Source organism: Streptomyces longisporus (genome assembly GCF_039532765.1).
Classification (GTDB): domain Bacteria; phylum Actinomycetota; class Actinomycetes; order Streptomycetales; family Streptomycetaceae; genus Streptomyces; species Streptomyces longisporus.
This window is the reverse complement of sequence record NZ_BAAASG010000011.1, coordinates 193,179-210,173: the sequence shown is the minus strand read 5'-3', so window position 1 is coordinate 210,173 and position 16,995 is coordinate 193,179. Positions and strand designations below refer to the sequence as shown.

At 70.2% G+C, this 16,995-nt stretch carries 15 protein-coding genes; 6 read left to right on the top strand and 9 right to left on the bottom strand.

Going from position 1 to position 16,995, the window contains the following annotated elements; genetic code table 11:
* Nucleotides 1-13 precede the first annotated feature (13 nt).
* The 5 genes from ABD355_RS23385 to ABD355_RS23365 all read right to left on the bottom strand — a co-directional run bounded on the left by ABD355_RS23385 (nucleotide 14) and on the right by ABD355_RS23365 (nucleotide 5,497).
* Nucleotides 14-1,354, bottom strand: a complete 1,341-nt coding sequence (locus ABD355_RS23385) for an LLM class flavin-dependent oxidoreductase (RefSeq protein WP_344402515.1) — start codon at nucleotides 1,352-1,354, stop codon at nucleotides 14-16.
* 133 nt (nucleotides 1,355-1,487) lie between these two features.
* The gene (locus ABD355_RS23380) at nucleotides 1,488-2,204 is read right to left on the bottom strand and encodes an ABC transporter ATP-binding protein (protein ID WP_344402514.1); all 717 of its coding nucleotides are present in this window, start codon (nucleotides 2,202-2,204) and stop codon (nucleotides 1,488-1,490) included.
* A complete protein-coding gene (locus tag ABD355_RS23375) occupies nucleotides 2,180-3,034 on the bottom strand; it encodes an ABC transporter permease (protein ID WP_425585780.1) in 855 nt (284 codons plus the stop codon). The genes ABD355_RS23380 and ABD355_RS23375 overlap by 25 nt, the downstream gene beginning before the upstream one ends.
* Complete coding sequence (locus tag ABD355_RS23370) at nucleotides 3,031-4,098, bottom strand: ABC transporter substrate-binding protein (protein WP_344402512.1); 1,068 nt, start codon at nucleotides 4,096-4,098, stop codon at nucleotides 3,031-3,033. The genes ABD355_RS23375 and ABD355_RS23370 overlap by 4 nt, the downstream gene beginning before the upstream one ends.
* A gap of 223 nt (nucleotides 4,099-4,321) precedes the next feature.
* Nucleotides 4,322-5,497, bottom strand: a complete 1,176-nt coding sequence (locus tag ABD355_RS23365) for an ROK family protein (protein WP_344402511.1) — start codon at nucleotides 5,495-5,497, stop codon at nucleotides 4,322-4,324.
* Between the two features lie 423 nt (nucleotides 5,498-5,920).
* Here ABD355_RS23365 and ABD355_RS23360 point away from each other — a divergent pair, with 423 nt between their 5' ends.
* Nucleotides 5,921-6,499, top strand: coding sequence for a biotin transporter BioY (locus tag ABD355_RS23360; RefSeq protein ID WP_344402510.1), 579 nt, complete (start codon nucleotides 5,921-5,923; stop codon nucleotides 6,497-6,499).
* On the opposite strand, the gene ABD355_RS23355 is transcribed toward ABD355_RS23360, so the two are convergent.
* Complete coding sequence (locus ABD355_RS23355) at nucleotides 6,483-7,817, bottom strand: FAD-binding oxidoreductase (RefSeq protein ID WP_344402508.1); 1,335 nt, start codon at nucleotides 7,815-7,817, stop codon at nucleotides 6,483-6,485. The genes ABD355_RS23360 and ABD355_RS23355 overlap by 17 nt on opposite strands.
* A gap of 80 nt (nucleotides 7,818-7,897) precedes the next feature.
* On the bottom strand, nucleotides 7,898-8,629 hold the full coding sequence (locus tag ABD355_RS23350) for an LPXTG cell wall anchor domain-containing protein (protein ID WP_344402507.1): 732 nt from the start codon (nucleotides 8,627-8,629) through the stop codon (nucleotides 7,898-7,900).
* Nucleotides 8,630-8,888: 259 nt separating this feature from the next.
* Here ABD355_RS23350 and ABD355_RS23345 point away from each other — a divergent pair, with 259 nt between their 5' ends.
* Nucleotides 8,889-10,691: a serine/threonine-protein kinase gene (locus ABD355_RS23345; protein ID WP_425585779.1), complete on the top strand. Its 1,803-nt coding sequence runs from the start codon at nucleotides 8,889-8,891 to the stop codon at nucleotides 10,689-10,691.
* 24 nt (nucleotides 10,692-10,715) lie between these two features.
* Here the strand turns inward: ABD355_RS23345 and ABD355_RS23340 are convergent, their stop codons facing one another.
* Nucleotides 10,716-12,140 carry an amino acid permease gene (locus tag ABD355_RS23340; protein ID WP_344402504.1) on the bottom strand — a complete coding sequence of 475 codons (1,425 nt, stop codon included), beginning with the start codon at nucleotides 12,138-12,140 and terminating at the stop codon, nucleotides 10,716-10,718.
* A 218-nt stretch (nucleotides 12,141-12,358) separates the two neighbouring features.
* Between ABD355_RS23340 and ABD355_RS23335 the strand changes: the two genes are divergently transcribed.
* Entirely contained in the window at nucleotides 12,359-12,844 is a 486-nt protein-coding gene (locus ABD355_RS23335) for a ribose-5-phosphate isomerase (RefSeq protein ID WP_344402502.1), read from the top strand.
* Between the two features lie 198 nt (nucleotides 12,845-13,042).
* Entirely contained in the window at nucleotides 13,043-13,852 is an 810-nt protein-coding gene (locus tag ABD355_RS23330; protein ID WP_344402501.1) for an Fpg/Nei family DNA glycosylase, read from the top strand.
* A gap of 7 nt (nucleotides 13,853-13,859) precedes the next feature.
* On the opposite strand, the gene ABD355_RS23325 is transcribed toward ABD355_RS23330, so the two are convergent.
* Nucleotides 13,860-15,089 (bottom strand): GNAT family N-acetyltransferase, encoded by a 1,230-nt coding sequence (locus ABD355_RS23325; RefSeq protein ID WP_344402500.1) that lies wholly within the window; start codon nucleotides 15,087-15,089, stop codon nucleotides 13,860-13,862.
* A gap of 162 nt (nucleotides 15,090-15,251) precedes the next feature.
* On the opposite strand from ABD355_RS23325, the gene ABD355_RS23320 reads away from it, so the two are divergent.
* Nucleotides 15,252-16,442, top strand: coding sequence for a PP2C family protein-serine/threonine phosphatase (locus ABD355_RS23320; RefSeq protein ID WP_344402499.1), 1,191 nt, complete (start codon nucleotides 15,252-15,254; stop codon nucleotides 16,440-16,442).
* Nucleotides 16,443-16,446: 4 nt separating this feature from the next.
* Nucleotides 16,447-16,914, top strand: coding sequence for an HD domain-containing protein (locus ABD355_RS23315; RefSeq protein WP_344402498.1), 468 nt, complete (start codon nucleotides 16,447-16,449; stop codon nucleotides 16,912-16,914).
* The last annotated feature ends 81 nt before the right edge of the window (nucleotides 16,915-16,995 follow it).

Below are 16,995 nucleotides of genomic sequence, written 5' to 3'. Positions count from 1 at the left end.
TTGGCCGGTCCTTTCAGACGAGGGCGGGTTCCTGGGTGGAGTACTGGTTGGCGGGGCGGGGGAGGCCGTAGCGCTCCCGGAGGGTCCGGCGGGGTCCGTATTCGGTGCGGAGGAGACCACGGGCACGCAGGATCGGGACGACCTGCTCGACGAAGGTGTCGAGACCGGAGGGCAGCACGGCGGGCATGATGTTGAAGCCGTCGGCGGCGCCCTGCGTGAACCATGTCCCGATCGCGTCGGCGACCTGCTCGGGCGTGCCCGCGAAGGTGAGGTGGCCGCGTCCGCCGCCGAGCCGGCCCACCAGCTGGCGGACGGTGAGGCGCTCGCGCCGGGCGAGTTCGACGATGAGCGTGTAGCGGCTCTTGGCGCCCTCGATGGCGTCCTCGGGCGGCAGATCGGACGGCAGCTGCGCGTCCAACTCCAGTGTTCCTTCGGGGAGTTGGAGAAGGCGTGCCAGGCGGTCCACGCCGTGCGTGTACACGATGTGGTCCTCCAGGACCTGCTCGTTCGCCCGTGCCTCGGCCTCCGTGGACCCGATGACCGGCACGATCCCGGGCAGCACCTTGATGAGCCCGGGATCCCGGCCGGACGCCGCCGTACGGGACTTGAGATCGGCGTAGAAGGCCTGCGCGTCGGCCAGGGTCTGCTGGGCGGTGAACACGGCTTCCGCGTAGCGCGCCGCGAACGCCTTGCCGTCCTCGCTGGACCCTGCCTGCACCAGCAGCGGGTAACCCTGCGGCGAACGGGGCACGTTGAGCGCGCCCTCGACGCTGAAATACGTCCCCTTGTGCCGGGGCGGATGGATCTTCGCGTCGTCGCCCCAGACGCCGGCCGCCTTGTCGCCGACGATGGCGTCGTCCTCCCAGCTGTCCCAGAGCTTCAGCGCCACGTCGAGGAACTCGGCGGCGCGGGCGTACCGGTCGGCGTGGGCGGGCTCGTGCTCCAGACCGAAGTTGCGCGCGGCCTCGGCACCCGCCGTGGTGACGATGTTCCAGCCCGCCCGGCCGCCGCTGATGATGTCCAGGGAGGCGAACTTGCGGGCCAGGTTGTAGGGGGAGTTGTACGAGGTGGAGGCGGTGGCGATCAGCCCGATGTGCTCGGTGGCCGTCGCCAGTGCGGTCAGCAGGGTGAGCGGTTCCAGGGCGCCCGCGGGACGCTGGGCGAGATTGCCCCACAGCTGCGGCCCGTCGGCGAGAAAGAGGGAGTCGAAGGTACCGCGTTCGGCGATCCGGGCGAGCCGCACATAGTGGTCCAGTTCGACGTGCGCATACGGATCGCTCTCGGGCAGCCGCCACGAGGCTTCGTGATGGCCGGTGCTCATGAGGAAGGCGTTGAGATGGAGCTGGCGGGGCATGAGGTGTCCTTTGCGACGGACAGCAGGGGGGACTTGCGAGCGCCGGTGCGGCATTTCAGCCCGTCCGGCGTTTGAGGACGAGGCCCTTTCGGGGCCGAAGCGGGGGTCTGGGGGCGGCAGCCCCCAGGAGCGGTCAGGCGACGCCGTCGGTAACCCCCAGCGCCGCAAGCAACCGCTCCCGGTACTCGCCGCGCGCCGCCGCATCCCGGTCGATGGCCAGATCGACCGAGATCCGCCCGGAGTCGAGCACAAGCACCCGATCGGCAAGCGCGATCGCTTCGTCGACGTCGTGCGTCACAAGAAGGACGGACGGACGATGCACCTGCCACAGCGAACGCAGCAACGCGTGCATCTTGATGCGCGTCAACGCGTCCAAGGCCCCGAACGGCTCGTCGGCCAGCAGTAGTTCGGGCTCCCGGACCAGCGACCGCGCCAGCGCCGCCCGCTGTGCCTCGCCGCCGGACAGCTCGCTCGGCCAGGCCCGCTCGCGGCCCTTCAGGCCCACCTCGGCGAGTGCCTCGCGGCCCTTCCGGTCGGCGTCCCTGCCGTCCAGGCCGAGGAGTACGTTGTCCAGGACCCGGCGCCAGGGCAGCAGCCGGGAGTCCTGGAAGACCACGGACACCTGCTCCGGGGCCGTGAGCTGGCCGCTGCCGGCGACCTTGTGGTCCAGGCCCGCGATCGCCCGCAGCAGCGTGCTCTTGCCGGAGCCGCTGTGCCCGAGCAGGGCCGTGAACTGTCCCGCCGGGATGTCGAGGTCGATGCCGTCGAGGACGGTCCGCCCCTCGAACGACCGGGTAAGCCCTCGGAGTTGGACCGCCGGCCGGGTCAGCTGCTCAGTGTGCGGCGCCATGACAGCACCCTCCGTTCGATGAGACGGACCGCGCTGTCGGAGACCAGGCCGAAGATCCCGTAGACGAGCAGGCCGACGAGGATGACGTCGGACTGGCCGTAGTTCTGGGCCTGGAACATCATGTAGCCGAGTCCGCTGGTGGCGTTGATCTGCTCCAGGACCACCAGACCCAGCCAGGAGCCGGTCACCCCGAGCCGGAGTCCCACGAAGAATCCGGGCAGGGCGCCGGGGATGACGATCTGGCGGATGAACCGGAAGCGGGACAGCCCCTGCACCTCGGCGAGTTCGACGAAGCGGTTGTCGATGCCGGACAGCGCGGAGTGCGTGTTCAGATAGATGGGGACGTAGACGACGATCGCGATGATCGCGATCTTGAATGCCTCGCCGATGCCCAGCCAGAGGATGAACAGCGGGATCAGACCGAGGGTCGGGATCGCCCGGTTGAGGTTCACCGTGCCGTCGATCAGCGCCTCCCCGACCCGGCTGAGGCCTGCGGCCAGCGCCAGCACGACCCCGGCCGCGAGACCGATCGTGAAGCCGTACGCCGCCCGTTCGAGGGAGGTCAGGATGTCCGTGGGCAGCGTCCCGGCACTCCACAGCCGGCCCGCGGTCCGCAGCACCGTCCAGGGCGCGGGGATCGCGGCCGGGTCGAGCTGCCCTGCGGCCGAGGCGGCGGCCCACAGGGCGAGGAAGAGGGCGGGGCCGACCAGCCGGGAGGCCGGCAACTTCCTGCCGGGGGACAGGCCGCGGCGGCGGCGTACGGGTTGGCTCTGGTGCTCCTGAGCCTGCGCCAGGAGCGCGGTGGGCGTGGTGGTGGTCACGGCGGTCACCTCCGGTACTGCGCCGGCACGGCCTTGGCGGCGATGGACTCGAAGCGGTGGTCGAAGAGCGAGGAGACGTCGAACTTCTTCACGAAGCCGCCCTCAGCCAGCAGATCGGCGGTCTCCTGCTCCCACTTGATCGCCTCTGTCCAACTGGGCGGGAAGAGCGGCTTGTTGGCCAGCTTGCTGATGCCCCGGGCCTGCGCGAGGGTCAGGTTCTGCGTCTTGACGTAGAACTCCTCGTTCCAGGCGTCGGGGTTCTCGTACGTCCAGACCTGGCCCTTGGCCCAGTACGGGATGTACGCGGCGACCGCGGCGGCCTTCGCGGGGTCGCCCAGCACGGAGGTCGGCGCCCACAGCAGATTCAGGAGGTCGACGACGTCCGTGGTGATGGCGTGGGCGCCCTTGGACTCGTACTGCCCGAGATAGGCGGGCGCCTGCTGGTTGGGGAGCGGGGCGATGTCCACCTGGCCGGACTGCAGGGCGGTCAGGAACTGGTTGCTGGTCAGCGGGACGAGGTCGACCTCGTCGTACTTGAGGCCCGCCTTCTTCAACGCCCGCAGAAGTACGACACCCTGGGCCTGGCCCTGCGAGAAGGCGAGCTTCTTGCCCTTGAAGTCGGCGACCGACCGGATGTCGCTGCCGGGCTTGGTGGCGAAGAGGTAATTGGGCTTGCGGGTGATGTTGATCGCGACGATCTTCGCTTCGAAGCCCTGGTAGTGCGCCTGGATCGGCGGGATTCCCGCATTGTTGGCGACGTCCAGGGATTTGGCACGGAAAGCGTTGATCACATCCGGCCCTGCACCGATGTTCAGCCAGTTCGACACCTTGAACGGCAGGTCGCCCAACTTGGCCAGTTTGAACTGGAGTTGCTCGGTGTTCTGATACGAGGCGATCTTCAGGCTCGTACCGGCCGGAACCTTGTCGGCGAGTGGCGCGGTCGAGACGCCCTTGCTGTCGGCGGATGCACTGCCGCCCGCGCAGCCGGTCAGACCGGCGACACCGGCTGCGGCACCGAGCACTGAGGTGAGAAAGAGCCGTCGGTCGAGACCGGGCACGGGAGAAGAGGGCATGGCAGGACTCCGTGAGTCGGGAAGGAAAGAAAGGCATGCGGAATTCCGGCGGCAGACGGCCGGAGGAAAAGGAATTCACACAGCAGGAAATGAGCGCTTCACACGCGGCAACGTGTCAGCAACAAAGGGTGCGACAGCTCACGATCGGGCTCATGAGTACGATGTTCCTGGTCGGCGCCGATCCCTGTCAATATTCGGCGATTCTGAATTAAATAGCCTCAGGTCAAGCGGCCAGCGGATCCCGGTAGAGCACATCGAGGGCCACCGAACCGCCTGCCACCGCGAGCACCGAATCCGGGAAACTCGTCGGCACCACGGCCGCCGCACGCTCGCCGCCGACCCCTTCGCGCAACGCGTTCAGGCAGTCCTCCCGGTGAATGATCCCGACCTCCGTCACGACCACCGTCTCCGGATTGAGCACATCGAGCAGCAGCCGCGCCGCCCTCCCGATCGCACCCGCCCGCTGCACCAGCAGCCGTACCGCCTCGGGATCGTCCGCGGCGGCCGCCGCGACCACATGCATGGGGTTCACACCGTCCGTCACGCCCGCCTCCCGCGCCCGCCGGCACAGCGTCCGCTCACTCAACTCGGCCTGCAGGCAGCCGGTCCGCCCGCAGGCGCAGGGCTCCGTGCCGCCCGGCACCGGCAGATGCGCGATGACGCCCGCCTGGGAGCGAGGCCCGTGGTGCACCTCGTCATGGGTGGCGAACGCCGCGTCGACGACGTTGCCGACGAACAGATGCAGCATGCTCCCGCTGCCCCGCGCCCGCCCGAACAGCCGCTCCGCGTTGACCAGCGCCCGTGCGTGGCCGTCCACATGGACCGGCAGCCCGGTGCGCTCGCCGAGCACCTCCCGCACCGCGACCTCCCGCCAGCCGAGCAGCGCGTGCTCGACGACGGTCCCGGACTCCCGGTCCACCCAGCCGCCGACGGCCACGCCGACACCGAGAGCTCTGCACCGGGGGTTTCCGGCAAGCAGCGCCCCGAGCCCCTCGGCGGCCCGGGACAGCACCCACCCGGGATCGGTGCGCTCGTGCTTCAACTCGCGCCGCGCCACCACGCGGCCGCGCAGATCGAGCAGCGCGACCGTGGTGTACGGCACCGCCACATGCACCCCGCCGACCACGAACCGGGAGTCGTCCAGGTCGACGGGGACATGCGGGCGGCCCACGCCGTTCGAACGCCGGGGCACGGCCGACTCGCGGATCAGGCCCAGTTCGGCGAACCGGGCGCAGTAGTCCGTCACCGACGCCGGCGACAGACCGGTCAGCCGGGCGATGGTGCTGCGGGCCACCGGACCGTGCTCCAGCACGGACCGCAGCACGACGCTCGCGCTGGTACGGCGACGGCTAGAAGGGGACGCAGGGGACGCAAGGGTGGATGCCGTGGCAGAGGGCATGGGAGACCGTCCTCGGGAACGGGGCCGACACGTCTCGGAGGTCGAGGCGCGCCGCGGCCCGCCTCACACCGGACGGCGACAGGTGGCAGCACCCTGGCGTCGCAGGTCGACATAGCGACGCGACGTGAAGTTCCGGGCCTGGGCAACCATGGGTCGAAGGGTAGGCCAGAAAAGGTGAATCCGGCCAGACCACTAGGATTCATTTGGTGAGACCCTACAGACCCGCCTGCAACCTGCCGAGTGAGCACGGCCTCCCTGCCTCAGTGACCGGTATCACGCGAAACCCCGTGTAACCAGCACCGTTTGTTCGAAGCCCACCAAGCTCACGTTCCAGCATTTGTCGACCGCTGACGGTGATCGGCCCGAGGCCGCCGGGATAGCGTCACCGTGTCCCAGCATGTCCCCGTCACCCGCGGAGTCCCCATGAGCACCGCCACCGCCGCCGCCCGTCCCCGCGAGGTCCTCGCCGACCTCCTGCCCGCGTCCCGCGTCCGGGACGTGGCACTCGTGCTCGGCGGCGCCGCGCTCACCGGCCTCGCGGCCCAGATCTCCGTGCCCGTACCGGGCTCCCCGGTGCCGGTGACCGGCCAGACCTTCGCCGCGCTGCTGGTCGGCACGACGCTGGGCGCGAGCCGCGGCCTCGCCTCGCTCGTCCTGTACGCGCTGGCCGGACTGGCCGGTGTGCCGTGGTTCGCGGGCGGCAGCTCCGGTGTCTCCGTCTCCTTCGGCTACATCCTCGGCATGCTCCTCGCGTCCACCGTCGTGGGCGCCCTGGCCCGCCGCGGCGCCGACCGCTCCGTGCTGCGCATGGCGGGCACCATGTTGGTCGGCGAGGCGATCATCTACGCCGTCGGCGTCCCGTACCTGGCCTACGCCGCCGACCTGTCCGCGTCCGCGGCGATCGCGGCCGGCCTCACCCCGTTCCTGATCGGCGACGTCCTCAAGGCCGCCCTGGCGATGGGCGTCATGCCCACCGCCTGGAAGCTCATCGACAAGCGCTGAGGTTGTAGTTCCTGCGGAAGAGGTTCGCCGGGTCGTACGACGACTTCAGCTCGGCGAGCCTCTTCAGCGTTCCGGCGTCGTACAGCCCCTCCGTGCGGTCCCCGCCGCCGAAGGCGAAGTTGAGCGCCCGCCCGATCGTGACCGGGGCGAGCAGCGCGAACGCCGGATCGAGCACCGCGCGCGCCGCCTCCCGCTCCCCCACCGTCAGCAGCCGTACCAGGAACCGCCCTTCGCGATACGGCACCGAGTTCGGCGCGGACCGGGCGAGCGCCCCGCCCAGGTGGTTGATCTGCAGGACGCACATCGGACCACCGGCATCCGGTCCGACGGCCGCGAGCACCTCACCGGCCCGCTCCACATCCAGCTCGCTCAGCACCGCACTGTCCCCGTAGTACGCATGAGGGAAGTCGGGGTCGCTGTGGATGGTGTGGCTCTCGGCATACGGCATCTCGCGCAGGGAGTCGGCGAGCACGGGCCCCAGCTCACGCAGCGGGGCGACGAGTTGCTCCCCATCGGCCCCGGTGTACGCGACGCGCACGGAGACGACGTACCGGCCCCGCAGATGCGGCGGCAACGCCGGGATGTCCGGATACGGTACGGCCGCGAAGGAGGAGGTCAGCCCGTCGGGCACGGTCCGCGTCCACTGCTCGTACGCCTGCAGCAGGGCCGCCGGGTCGACCTGGCGGCCGTCGAACGCGAGCGAGCCGCCGTAGAGCGTCCGCACGGGCACGAGGCCGATCTCCAGCTCGGTGACGATGCCGAAGTTGTGGCCGCCGCCGAGCAGGGCCCAGTACAGGTCGGGGTCGGAGTCCCGGGTCACGTGCCGGAGCCGGCCGTCGGCGGTGACGAGGTCCAGGGAGCGCACATGGTCGGCCGCGTACCCGAACTCCCTGGCCAGGATGGACAGTCCGCCGCTCAGTGTGTAGGAGACGGCGCCCACGCTCGGCGCGGAGCCGTTGAGCGGGGCCAGACCGTACGGCTCGGCGGCCGCCACGACCTGGCCCCAGCGGACGCCCGCCTGGACGCGCGCGGTGCGCGCCTCGGGGTCGACGGTCACCCGGTCCATTCGCTTCGTCGTCACCAGCACCCCGCCCTCACAGGCGCCGGGCAGCCCGTGCCCGGTGGCCTGGACGCCGATCGGCAGGCCGTGTTCGGACGCGTGCCGTACGGCGGCGATCACGTCCTCGGCCGAGGCGGCGGCGAAGACGACGGCGGGACGCTGGGCGAACCCGGTCTGGAAACCGGCGATTTCGTCGTCGTAGCCGGGGTCGCCGGGACGGAGGGCGAGCAGGTCAGCGGTGTGGTCGACGGAGTTCATGAGACGCATCGTGCCCGCATAACCTGACAAGTGCCGTCAGGTTATGCGGGCGAAGTGGCGACCGGTGTGTCCGAGGGGGCTCAGCCGCGCAGCCGCTGCGGGGTCGGCCGCCGGGACGACCACCACAGCCCCGCCGCACCGGCCGCGATCAGCGACGCGCCCGCCGCGCCCAGCGGCAGGACGTCACGCCCGACACCGGTCTTGGGCAGCTCGCGGCTGCCGCCCGGGGCCACCGGCTTGTTGTCGGTGCCGAGGAGCAGCGGGGTGGCCGGGGCGTTCGGCGACGGATTGGTCGTGCCGAACGGAACCGGGCCCTGCTGCCAGTACGTCTTCTTCCCGTCACCGGACTGCACGGGAAGGCAGATCTTGCCGGTCTTGCGCAGGTCGAATGTGGCGTCGACGGCGAACGACTTGGACTTGCCGGCCGCGAGATTGTCGATCGGGCAGGAGAAACCGCTGTTCGAGCCGGCCGGAAGGTTCTTTCCGTCAATCCGGGAGCAGCCTTGAACACTCTTGACCGTGAGGCCGTCGAATCCGACGACCAGAAGCTGGATCTTTCCGCTGTCCTTGGTCCCCTCGTTCTTCACCGTGGCGGTGAGCGCCGTTTTCTGCGAGCCATTGTCGACCGAGATCCTGGAGGGCAGGAGCGTGGTCGTCCTCACGCCCGCCGGTGCCTCGTCGACGGCCTTTCCCCCCTTGCTGCTGCCCGGCCCCTGGTCGTCCGCGCCGGCGGTGCTGGAAAGGATCATCACCGCCGAAAAAGATGCCGCGACCAGCGATCCCGCGATGGTCGTCGTGCGACGAGAACTCATGTTCACATCCCCCTTGGCTGCGCCTGAATTCGCAGTACTTGAAGAGCTACCACAAGATTTCTCCGCACTATGCTGGTACGCCGTGAAGTGTGACCATTGTGTTTCAGTCGGGGCGCGGTCGAGATAATTGAGGTAGTCGAGAGAATTTCGGTTTCTGAGGGGGTGCGGCGGATTGCCGGGGAATACGAGGAGCGGCGGAGTCCCAGGGCTGCTGGTGACGGGGCGCTATCGGTTGGTCGAAAGCATCGGGCAGGGAGGAATGGGGCGGGTGTGGCGAGCCGCCGACGAGATGCTCGACCGCCCGGTCGCCGTCAAGGAGATGCGCATAGACGGCCTGGACGCGGAGGACACCCGCACCCGCCGCGAACGCACGCTGCGGGAGGCCAGGGCCACCGCCCGGATCGACCACCCCCATGTCGTGCGGGTCTACGACGTGGTCGACGAGGGCGAACGCCTGTGGATCGTCATGGAGTTGGTCGTCGGCCGCTCCCTGGAACGGATCATGGTGGAGGAGGGGCCACTGGGGCCGGGGGAGACGGCACGGATCGGGCTCGGACTGGTGGCGGCGCTGCGTCAGGTGCACGCACGCGGTGTCCTGCACCGGGACATCAAACCGGGGAACGTGCTGGTGGAGGACAGCGGCCGGCGCGTCGTCCTCACCGACTTCGGCATCGCCGCGATCCAGGACGCCAAGGCGCTCACCATGGTCGGCATGCTCGTCGGCTCCCCCGACTACATGGCCCCCGAGCGCATCTCCGGCCGCCCCCAGGGCCCGCCGTCGGACGTGTGGTCCCTGGGTGCGACACTCTGCGCGGCCCTGGGCGGCCGCTCCCCCTTCTCCCGCGGCACGACCCTGGCCACCCTGCACGCGGTCCTCTACGAGGAGCCCGAACTCCCCGCCGCGGCAGGCCCCCTGCGCGACGTCTTGGCAGCCCTGCTGGAGAAGGAACCGGCGGTCCGCCCGGCCCTTCCCGACCTGGAGGAGGCCCTGCGCCGGGTCGCGTACCCGGCGGATGCGGAAGAGCCGTCCGAGTCCCAGGAGCCACCCGGCACCGAACCGGTCGAGGGTGCCGGTCCGAGCCCGACGGGTGCCGAAGCCGAGCCTGAGCCCGAGCAGCCCGGCGGGGCCGACGCCTCGAACGAGAGGCCCACCCCGGTCTACCTGGACACCCGCCTGATGCGCGCCGCCCGCGACCCCAGGCGACCCGCGCCCGCCCTCATCGAGGACGCGGTACCCCAAGAACCGCCGGACACCTACGAGTTCCGCCGAGAGCGCCCCTCGGCCCCGTCCCCGGAAGCACGCTCCATCCCTTCCGCACCCCCAGTGCCCGTGCAGTTCCCCAACGCCTCCACCGAAGTCCCCTCCGAACTCCGCTCGGAGGCCCGCTCCGAGACCTCGGCCGCCGACCCCGCACATCGCAACGGCTCCGACGGCCCGCACCGCAGTCGTCACCGTGCCGTACTCGTGGCCGTCGGCGCACTGGTCGCGGCCGGTGCCGTCGTCGCCGTATTCCTCCTGACGAACTCCGGATCATCCGGCGGCGGCCACGCGGGCTCCTCGACCGCGGCGACCACGTCAGTCACCACGTCCGCCGACAGCCCGTCGCCCACCGTGGAGGGCACGTCCAGGCCGCAGAGCCTGCCTCCCGGTGCGCACCGGGAGGCAGGCGGGTTCGCGTGGGCGCCGCCGCAGGGCTGGCGGCGGGATCTGAAGACGGGGGCGGAGGTCCACTACACGTCCCCCGACGGCACACAGGAACTGGTCGCCAAGTCGTCCCTCGCCCGCGGCGATCTGATGGAGGCCTGGCAGAAGTCGGAGCAGGACGCCCACCAGGGCCAGGACTACCGGAAGATCCGCCTGGAGAGGACGACCTTCCGCGGCAACCCGGCCGTGGTCTGGGAGTACACCTTCACCATGAAGGGCACCCCCTGGCACGCCCGGCTGCTGGGCTTCGACCAGGACGGGAAGTCGTACCAGATCAACACCTGGTACCAGCCGGAGACCGAAACCCAGGCCCTCAAGACCTACGACAGTGTCAAGGACGGCTTCACGGTGCTGTGAGCGGTGAAGCGAGGGGCGCCGGCGTCAGCCGGTCCTGACCTTGTCCTGCCCCCGCACCTCCGCCGAGGCCGCGCCCGCGGCAGTCCGGCCGCCCCCGCGCACCTTCTCCTTCACCACGGCGACGACCAGCACGACTGCCGCGACCAGCAGGGACAGCAGTACGGTCTCGCGCCCGTCGTGCTCCGTGTCCGTGAGCATGTAACCGAGCACGAACACGATCAGCGCGGCCGTCGCCCAGGTCAGATACGGGTACAGCCACATCTTCACGACCAGCTTCTCCGGCGCCTCGGCCTGGATGATCTTCCGCATCCGCAGCTGCGAGAAGCAGATGACCAGCCATACGAACAGCGCCACCGCACCACTGGAGTTGACCAGGAAGAGGAAGACCGAGTCCGGGAACTTGTAGTTGAAGAAGACGGCGACGAACCCGAAGACGACGGACGCGATGATCGCGGCCATCGGAACGCCCCGCGAGGTGGTCCTGGCGAACGCCTTCGGCGCGTCCCCCCGCTCACCGAGCGAGAAGGCCATCCGGGAGGCCGTGTACAGGCCCGAGTTGAGACAGGACAGCACCGACGTCAGCACGATGAAGTTCATGATCTGACCGGCGTGTGCGATCCCGAGGGAGTCGAGGGCGGCGACGTAGGAGCCCTGCTTCTTGATCGACGGGTCGTTCCACGGCAGCAGGGTCACGACGACGAAGATCGAGCCCAGGTAGAAGACGCCGATGCGCCAGATGATGCTGTTGGTCGACTTGGTGACGGCGCGCTGCGGGTCCTCCGACTCACCGGCGGCCAGCGTCGCGATCTCGCTGCCCATGAAGGAGAAGACGACCAGCAGTACGCCGGTGAGGATCGCGCCGGGCCCGTTGGGCAGGAAGCCGCCGTGACCGGTGAGGTTGCCCAGGCCGGCCTTGTGGCTGTCGACGCCCGGCAGCACACCGAAGACCGCGAGCCCGCCGACCACGATGAACGCGCCGATCGCGACGACCTTGATCCCCGCGAACCAGAACTCGAACTCGCCGTAGGAGCCGACCGAGACGAGGTTGGTGGCGGTCAGCACCGCCATCACGATCAGGGCCCAGCCCCACTGCGGAACGGCGGGCACCCATCCCGCCAGGATCTTGGCCCCGGCGGTGGCCTCCACCGCGAGCACCACGACCCAGAAGAACCAGTAGAGCCAGCCGATGGAGAACCCGGCCCAGCGGCCGAGCGCCCGGTCCGCGTGCGCCGAGAACGAGCCGGAGGTCGGGTTGGCGGCGGACATCTCGCCGAGCATGCGCATCACAAGGACGACGAGGGTGCCGACGAGGGCGTACGACAGGAGGATGCCCGGTCCCGCGGTGGCGATACCGGAGCTGGAGCCGACGAAGAGGCCGGCGCCGATGACGCCACCGATGGCGATCATCGACAGATGGCGGTTCTTCAGTCCGGCCTGGAGACCAGTCATGGGGGAGTTCCTTTGCGCCGGGTGAGCGGTCCCGTACGGGTCGCGTACGAGTTGGACCAGTGAAACGGAGGCAAAGAGATTCGTGAACCTTTGAATCCAGATCGTTACTTGAGGTTTCCTTGAGGTTCCTTGGTCAGGGGTCGCTGTGCTGGGCCTCCTTGCCTCCCGGCCGACACCCGAGGCTGCTGCCCGGAAACAGCCATGTCACACTCGGAACCATGCGCGTGTATCTCGGCTCCGACCATGCGGGCTTCGAACTCAAGAACCACCTCGTCGAGTGGCTCAAGGCGGCAGGCCACGACCCCGTCGACTGCGGCCCCCACATCTACGACGCCCAGGACGACTACCCGCCCTTCTGCCTCCGCGCCGCGGAGCGGACGGCCGCGGACCCCGACGCCCTGGGCATCGTGATCGGCGGCTCCGGCAACGGCGAGCAGATCGCGGCGAACAAGGTCAAGGGCGTCCGCGCGGCCCTGGCCTGGAGCGAGGAGACGGCGTCCCTCGGCCGCCAGCACAACAACGCCAACGTGGTCGCTGTGGGCGCGCGCATGCACACCCAGGAGGAGGCGACCAAGTTCGTCGAGACCTTCCTGGGCACCCCGTTCTCCGAGGACGCCCGCCACATCCGCCGAATCGACATGCTCGCGACCTACGAGACGACAGGCGACCTGCCCCCGATCCCGCCCCACCACCCGCAGCAGTAATTCCCAGCCCGTCCGGCGCCTGAGCCTTTCAGCCCGTCCGGCGTTTGAGGACGAGGCCGTCAGGCCGATCGGGGGTCCAGGGGGCGAAGCCCCCTGGGCGGGGCCGAAGGGGCGGCAGCCCCTGGGGACGGGAACGGGTAAGGGCGGCGGGGGCGAAAAACCCCACGTCCGCCCACCCGCAGACGAACAGGAGCCACCGTGCCAGAGGGGCACACGATCCACCGCCTGGCCAACGACTACGCCACGGGATTCCTCGGCACGAGCCCCCACGTCACCAGCCCCCAGGGCAAGTTCTCCGACGCCGCAGAACTACTCGACGGCGCCGAACTCACCCACACCGAAGCCCACGGCAAACACCTCTTCCTGGGCTTCCGGGACACCGACTGGGTCCACATCCACCTAGGCCTCTTCGGCAAGGTCGCCTTCGGCGACGCCCCGGCACCCCCGCCCACGGACACCGTCCGCCTCCGCCTCGCCAACAACACCTCGTACGTGGACCTTCGCGGCCCCACGACCTGCGCATTGATCACGGACACCGAGAAGAACGCGATACACGCCCGCCTCGGCCCCGACCCCCTGCGCGAGGACGCCGACCCGCAGGCGGCGTACCGCCGCATCGCCCGCAGCCGTACGACGATCGCCGCGCTCCTCATGGACCAGAAGGTGATCGCGGGCGTCGGCAACGTCTACCGCGCCGAGGTCCTCTTCCGTCACGGCATCGACCCCTACCGCCCCGGCAGGGACGTCACAGCCGCCGAGTGGGACGCGATCTGGTCCGACCTGGTCGAGCTGATGCACGAGGGCGTCCGCAACAACCGCATCGACACCGTCCGCCCGGAACACGCCCCCGAGGCGATGGGCCGCCCGCCGCGCGTCGACGACCACGGCGGTGAGGTGTACGTCTACCGCCGGGCCACCCTCCCCTGCCACATCTGCACCGGCGAGATCCGCACCGCCGACCTCGCCGCCCGCAACCTCTTCTGGTGCCCCACCTGCCAACAGCGCTGACGCGCCGCTAGAACCCGTGCGGCAGCCAAGGTGCCACCGTCGAGCCGAACGCGAGCGACGCCTCCGTCAGTGCGCCCTGGCGCAGCTCGCGCACCCGGCCGGCCGCCGCCAGCGACGCCAGCGGGACCCCGCCGAGGTACGCCGAGCCCAACTCCCGTACGGACAGGGCGAGATCGGCGGCGTCCGCCGTACGCTCGCACGACGCGCCCTTCGGGTCGCCGGTCAGCCGCCAACGGCCCTCGTTCCAGGGGCAGAAGGCGTCCTCGACCTCCAGCACCACGTCCACCGGCGCCTGATAGGTGCGCGCCTGCAGCGCGGCGCCGACGTCCACCAGCCGTACGTGCAGCGAGTCCCGGACCAGCAGCGAGCAGCGGCGGATGTCGGACACCATGTGCTGCCACGGCTCGTCCAGCGGCCGCCGCCGCGCGTCGATCCTCGACGTCAGGTCGATATCGAACAGGAACCGCCAGAGCGCCGCGTGCGCCGCCGGGTCCAGCGCGTCCACGTCCTGTGCGACGACGGTCCCCTTGGGGCCGGCGGCCTCCCAGTCCCCCTTGATTCGGAAGCGGGCGTACCCGACGACCTCGCCGTCCCGCTCCGCGAGCACGCACTGCAGCGGCGACGCCCCGTCGCGCTCGCTCTCCGGATCGAGCAGCCACAGCCGCTCCCAGCCCGGAATGCGCGCCACCATCCCGGCCCGCCGCGCGACCAGTTGGGCGTACACCGCCTCGCACGCGTCGAGCACGTCGGCCGGCTCGGCGTACCGCAGCCGTACGTCATCGGTGCCGGGCGGCACGGACAGCCGTACACGAGTCGTGTCGATCTCGGCGTTGACGTGGTACGTCCCGACGCCGTACCCGAACCGTCCGTAGATCGCGGGTTCGGATGCCGTCAGGACGGCCAGCGGCTCGCCCCAGGACCGTACGTCGTCCAACTGCCGCCGCATCATGGACGTCAGTACCCCGCGCCGCCGGTGCGTCGCGGCCACGGACACCATGGTCACGCCCGCCGCGGGCACCGCGGCCCCGCCGGGCACGGTCAGCCGGAAGGAGAACGCGCCGGCCGTCCCGACGCACGCATCACCGTCCCAGGCGCCGATGGAACGGTCCGTCTCGGTGAGCTCACGAAACAGCGCCCGTTCCTCGGCCGACTCCGGAATCCCGCCGAAGGCGCGGATCAGGTTGTCGTACCACTCGTCCCACTGTTCCCGGCGCAGTACGCGCAAGTCAGTCCCCATGAACCATGCCTACCAGGGCATTGCGGGACGAGCGAGGGAATTTCGCCTTGGCGGACCCGCAACGGCTTTCTGTGAAGTTCACTGTGAAGTTGAACCTCGGACGGGGGACAAGTGGGACCTCCCGTGCCAAGCAGCTGGTCCGATGGATAGGGTCCCGAACTAATGGCAGCAGGACGAGAGCGGCGCGCAGCAGCCGAGACGTTCACGGCCCGGTTGAAGATGCAGTGGCACCGGGTCCGCGTCGGCCTGCGCAGAAGCGCCGTGGACTACTTCCGGGGGGACGGCTCGGACTGGGTCGCGCTCGCCGGTCTGCTCCTCACCGTCCCACTGATCGCCGCCGTCACGCTCGCCAACTCCGTCTGGTGCTCCCCGGCCGTACTGGTCCTGCCGATCGTCGCGGGCGGCCTGCTGCTGCGCCCGGCGAGCCTGCTCGGTCTGTACGCGGCCGCGGCCACGGCGCTGATCGTGGAGTCGGTGAAACTGGGGCCCTACACGGAGGGCCCTTCCCGTGTCACCCCCGGCGTCGTCCTGGTGGTGGCCGCCTGCGGGTTCTTCGGTCTGCTCATCGCCCAGTTCCGCAGCCGGGTCGGCGTGCCCTGGCGGCGCGGCGGCACCATGCTCTTCGACCTGCGCGAACGCATCCGGGTGCAGAGCAAGCTGCCGCTGCTGCCGGTGGGCTGGCACCGCGAGATGGCGCTGCGTCCGGCGGGCGGCCAGTCCTTCTCGGGCGACTTCGTGGTCGCCGCCCGCACCAACGGCGGCCGCACGATGGAGGTCGTCCTGACGGACGTCTCCGGGAAGGGCATGGACGCGGGCTCGCGCGCCCTGCTCCTGTCCGGAGCGTTCGGCGGCCTTCTCGGTTCCCTGCCCCCGCACGCGTTCCTCCCGGCGGCCAACGGCTATCTGCTCCGCCAGGACTGGGACGAGGGCTTCGCGACCTCGATCCACCTCGTCCTGGACCTCGACTCCGGCGACTACGAGCTCTACTCCGCGGGCCATCCGCCGGGGCTCCAGCTCAGCGCGGGCAGCGGCCGTTGGGAGGAGAAGGCGGCCGAGGGCCCGCTCCTGGGTGTGTACGACGGCGCGCAGTTCGACCCCGTGAAGGGCTCGCTCCGCCCCGGGGACGTGTTGATGCTGTTCACGGACGGCTTGGTGGAGACCTCCGACCGGGACATCGTCGAGGGCATCGACCGTCTCACGGGCGAGGCCGACCGCTATGTCGCCGGCGGCTTCCACGGTGCGGCCTGGCACCTCATCGAGGCGGTCGCGAAGGACGTCAACGACGACCGCGCACTCCTGCTGATCTGCCGGGAGGGCCCGACGGCGACCTCCCAGCCGCCGGCACAGGGCTGAGCCGATGAGCGAAACCCCTCGGGGGCCGATGACCCTCGCCGAGGTCGAAGCCACCGCCCGCGCCGCCCACGAAGGCCAGACGGACAAGGCGGGACGCCCCTACACCGAGCACCTCCAGGCGGTCGCCGAGGGCGTACGCACTCGAGGCGGCGACGAGGACCAGACAGCAGCGGCCTGGCTCCACGACGCCGTGGAGGACGACGCCCTCTCCGAACAATGGCTGAACGAGGCCCCCCTGACCGCCCGCACGAAGAACATCGTCCTGGCGGTCACGAAGCGCCCGGGGGAAGCACCGGAGGAGTACGCGTCCCGAATCCTCGCCACACCGGGCGCCCTGCTGGTGAAGGAGGCGGACCTGGCACACAACGCGGATCCGGCCCGGCTGGCCCGCCTCACCGACGAGGCCACCCGAAAACGTCTGACCGAGAAGTACGCAAGAATGCGCGCGCTCCTCGGCCTGCCTCAGCAGTAGCGCCCCAAAGCGGCGCGAGGCTGTATCGATGTGCGGCTCCGCCGCGTGGGCGCGACCAGCCACAACGAACCCGCAGACGCC

What these genes read in the sequence shown, in the direction of transcription:
- ABD355_RS23345 (WP_425585779.1), top strand. Translation starts at nt 8,889, where the DNA reads ATGGGGCGGGTGTGGCGAGCCGCCGACGAGATGCTCGACCGCCCGGTC.
- ABD355_RS23325 (WP_344402500.1), bottom strand. Translation starts at nt 15,089, where the DNA reads ATGGGGACTGACTTGCGCGTACTGCGCCGGGAACAGTGGGACGAGTGG.
- ABD355_RS23320 (WP_344402499.1), top strand. Translation starts at nt 15,252, where the DNA reads ATGGCAGCAGGACGAGAGCGGCGCGCAGCAGCCGAGACGTTCACGGCC.
- ABD355_RS23380 (WP_344402514.1), bottom strand. Translation starts at nt 2,204, where the DNA reads ATGGCGCCGCACACTGAGCAGCTGACCCGGCCGGCGGTCCAACTCCGA.
- ABD355_RS23335 (WP_344402502.1), top strand. Translation starts at nt 12,359, where the DNA reads ATGCGCGTGTATCTCGGCTCCGACCATGCGGGCTTCGAACTCAAGAAC.
- ABD355_RS23340 (WP_344402504.1), bottom strand. Translation starts at nt 12,140, where the DNA reads ATGACTGGTCTCCAGGCCGGACTGAAGAACCGCCATCTGTCGATGATC.
- ABD355_RS23370 (WP_344402512.1), bottom strand. Translation starts at nt 4,098, where the DNA reads ATGCCCTCTTCTCCCGTGCCCGGTCTCGACCGACGGCTCTTTCTCACC.
- ABD355_RS23350 (WP_344402507.1), bottom strand. Translation starts at nt 8,629, where the DNA reads ATGAGTTCTCGTCGCACGACGACCATCGCGGGATCGCTGGTCGCGGCA.
- ABD355_RS23360 (WP_344402510.1), top strand. Translation starts at nt 5,921, where the DNA reads ATGAGCACCGCCACCGCCGCCGCCCGTCCCCGCGAGGTCCTCGCCGAC.
- ABD355_RS23385 (WP_344402515.1), bottom strand. Translation starts at nt 1,354, where the DNA reads ATGCCCCGCCAGCTCCATCTCAACGCCTTCCTCATGAGCACCGGCCAT.
- ABD355_RS23365 (WP_344402511.1), bottom strand. Translation starts at nt 5,497, where the DNA reads ATGCCCTCTGCCACGGCATCCACCCTTGCGTCCCCTGCGTCCCCTTCT.
- ABD355_RS23315 (WP_344402498.1), top strand. Translation starts at nt 16,447, where the DNA reads ATGAGCGAAACCCCTCGGGGGCCGATGACCCTCGCCGAGGTCGAAGCC.
- ABD355_RS23355 (WP_344402508.1), bottom strand. Translation starts at nt 7,817, where the DNA reads ATGAACTCCGTCGACCACACCGCTGACCTGCTCGCCCTCCGTCCCGGC.